This is a genomic window from uncultured Romboutsia sp. (assembly GCF_958366745.1).
GTDB classification, from domain to species: Bacteria; Bacillota; Clostridia; order Peptostreptococcales; family Peptostreptococcaceae; genus Romboutsia; species Romboutsia timonensis.
In genome coordinates, this window is record NZ_CATXCO010000257.1 from 1 (window position 1) to 3,019 (window position 3,019).

The window sequence follows — 3,019 nt, forward strand, 5'->3', positions numbered from 1 at the left end:
ATAGTGAACAACAATTTACATCTATGATGGCTCATATAAATCAAATATTATCGCAGGCAGTAGAAAATGATTATAAATAGTTAAGGTTTATAATAGGCATAATATAATTAATATAAAATAATAGACAAAAGAGGTATATATTATGAGAGTTATAGTAATGAAAGTCAGCCTTAAAGCTGATTGGGCACATTCTCTTAAGGAAAAGAGGATGGTAGTTAAAAGTATAATTGCTAAACTTCAAAATAAGTTCAATATATCTGTAGGTGAAATAGAAAATCAAGATATACATAACTTGATAACTATAGGTATTGCAGGTATAGCTTTAGATGCTAAGGTTTGTGATTCTACAATTGAGAATATAATTAACTATATCGAAGAAATTACAGATGCAGAAATTATAAATATAGAACAAGAAGTGAATATATATTAATAAAAACTGAGTTAAGCTTAAAATTTTAAGCTTAACTCAGTTTTTTAGTTATAACAGTCTACTATCTCGCCATAATATAAGAAGTGATAGTCATCTATTGGGTAGTTTTTCTTTAATTCATCTGGAAATTTATCTTTTTTTATTCTATCAACATAAGTAATTTTACATTCATAGTACATATTACAATTATCTACTATAGGTGATGATACAGTTTTAGAATTTAAAAACTTTATATTAGCTTCCTTTGCCTTATCAATATCTTTACCAGATTTAGTGCCACATATAGTAAGAGCTTTTTTCATACCATCACTATAAGGAATACTTATAGTATAATCTTTAGCAGTCTTTAGAAATTCATATGTGTATCTTTGAGGTCTGACCATAGCTACAAAGTAAGGTTTATTCCAACTAAAGCCAATATATCCCCATGATATCGTCATAGTATTTACCCCTTGATTGTTCTTAACAGTTAAAAATGCACCTCTAGTAGTTAAATTTTTCATAGCATCTTCTAAATTCTCATAAAAATTCATACAACACCTCTTAATTATAATATTAAATATACTAACAATTATATTATATATTGACTAGATTATTCTTAGTAATGGATATAAAATATTAAGTTATATTAAAAAGGAATTATATTTAATTAATATATTATAGATTTAAATATTAATTTAAGAAATAAATATACAGAAAATAACAATTATAATTATACGATGTTGGTAAAATATATATTTATAATATGAAAATAGAGGAGGATTAAAATGGATAGCAACGCAAAAAAAGCTTTAAAACAAGTTAAAATGGAAATTGCTGCAGAATATGAAATGTATCCTGAAGATGTCTTCGATTTAATAGAACTTGGTTATAATAAAGAAAATTCTAAATTAAGAGTAAAAAGAAGTAAAGAAAGAACTAGTTTTTCTAAGACTGGTCATTTAGAATAAAAACAATAAATAGTGAGAAAATAAATTTAAATAAATATTAAGAGGTGACATTAATGAAAAAACTAGCTAGTCTTATAATGGCTATACTAATTGCAATCATGCCTATGAATTTATCTTTTGCAAATGAAGATAATGCTCCACTTAGTGTATCTTCTAAATCAGCTATATTAATGGACGTAGGAAGTGGACAAATACTTTACGAAAAAAATGCCCATGATAAATTACCTCCTGCAAGTGTAACTAAAGTAATGACAATGTTACTTATATGTGAGGCACTAGATTCTGGAAAAATAACATTAGATGATAGTGTACAAATAAGTGATAATGCAGCAAGTATGGGAGGAAGTCAAATATTTCTAGAAGCAGGCGAAGTTCAAAAAGTAGATACTTTATTAAAGGGTATAGCAGTAGCATCTGCTAATGATGGTTGTGTTGCTATGGCAGAGTATATAGGTGGAAGTGTAGAGAGTTTCGTAGATATGATGAACGCTAAAGCTAAAGAGTTAAACATGAAGGATACTAATTTTGTAAATACTAATGGACTTCCTGTAGATAATCATTATACATCAGCTCATGATATAGCTATAATGTCTAGAGAGCTATTAAAACATGATGTTATAAGTAAATACTTAACAACTTGGATGGATCAAGTTGTAGTTGGTAAGAAGCAAATTACAGTAGGACTTGCTAATACAAATAAATTAATAAAGCATTATCAAGGAGCTACAGGAGTTAAAACAGGATTTACTCAACAAGCTAAATACTGTTTATCAGCTTCAGCTAAAAGAGGAGACACTCATTTAGTTGCAGTAACTTTAGGCGCAGAGACATCACCTGAAAGATTTAAAGATGCAACTAGTCTTTTAAACTTTGGATTTGCAAATTATGAAAGTGTAAAATTATGCTCTAAAAATGATAATATAGCTACACTTACATTAGATAAGGCAGATGAGCAAAAGATAAATTTAGTAGCAAAAGAAGACTTAAGCGTACTTATTAAAAAAGGTGGAAATAAAGATTTTACTAGAAAGATAAAAGTAAATGAAAATCCAACAATACCTATTAAAAAAGGTACAAATTTAGGATATGTAGAAATTTATCAAGGAAAAACTTTAGTAGGTAAAGTTGATTTAGTAAATACAAAAGATATACAAAAGGCAAGTTATTTAAAAATGTTACAACGAGTTATAGATGAAATGTTATAAAAAGAAGCTTTTTTAGCTTCTTTTTTTGATAATAATTTACAAAATAAATAATTAATCATAATTTATACATTTTTATGTTAACAATAAGTATAGATTAATCATATAATTTATTAATCAGTATGTGAGGGGAGAATACTATGGTTGATGATACTTATCCTCAAATGCCAATAATAGAAACAAAAAATTACTTGTTAAGGCCAGCTAGATTAAATGATGCAGAGGACATGTTTGAGTACTACAAACAATCAAAAGTAGTAGAATATTTACCTATGAGTTCTCATAAGACGGTATCAGATACAAGAAGATTTATAAAATCATTTTTTATAGATAATTATAAACAAGGAAAAATAGGTCATTTTGCAGTTGTAGATAAGTCTAATAATAAAGTGATTGGGAATATAGGTTTAAATAACGTATATAAAAGTGATACTGAA

General features: G+C 26.8%; 5 protein-coding genes. 4 read left to right on the forward strand and 1 reads right to left on the reverse strand.

Annotated elements, in window-relative coordinates:
* Positions 1-142: 142 nt before the first annotated feature.
* Positions 143-430, forward strand: coding sequence for a DUF503 domain-containing protein (locus Q5F54_RS12320; RefSeq protein WP_277230368.1), 288 nt, complete (start codon positions 143-145; stop codon positions 428-430).
* Positions 431-474: 44 nt separating this feature from the next.
* Here Q5F54_RS12320 and Q5F54_RS12325 read toward each other — a convergent pair whose 3' ends face one another.
* Positions 475-963 carry a flavin reductase family protein gene (locus Q5F54_RS12325; RefSeq protein WP_281539051.1) on the reverse strand — a complete coding sequence of 163 codons (489 nt, stop codon included), beginning with the start codon at positions 961-963 and terminating at the stop codon, positions 475-477.
* 234 nt (positions 964-1,197) lie between these two features.
* Between Q5F54_RS12325 and Q5F54_RS12330 the strand changes: the two genes are divergently transcribed.
* The 3 genes from Q5F54_RS12330 to Q5F54_RS12340 all read left to right on the forward strand — a co-directional run.
* Positions 1,198-1,380 (forward strand): CD1290 family small acid-soluble spore protein, encoded by a 183-nt coding sequence (locus tag Q5F54_RS12330; protein ID WP_071119757.1) that lies wholly within the window; start codon positions 1,198-1,200, stop codon positions 1,378-1,380.
* 53 nt (positions 1,381-1,433) lie between these two features.
* A complete protein-coding gene (locus tag Q5F54_RS12335; protein ID WP_281539052.1) occupies positions 1,434-2,585 on the forward strand; it encodes a D-alanyl-D-alanine carboxypeptidase family protein in 1,152 nt (383 codons plus the stop codon).
* Positions 2,586-2,722: 137 nt separating this feature from the next.
* A partial coding sequence (locus Q5F54_RS12340) for a GNAT family N-acetyltransferase (protein ID WP_302334520.1) occupies positions 2,723-3,019 on the forward strand: 297 nt, incomplete at its 3' end.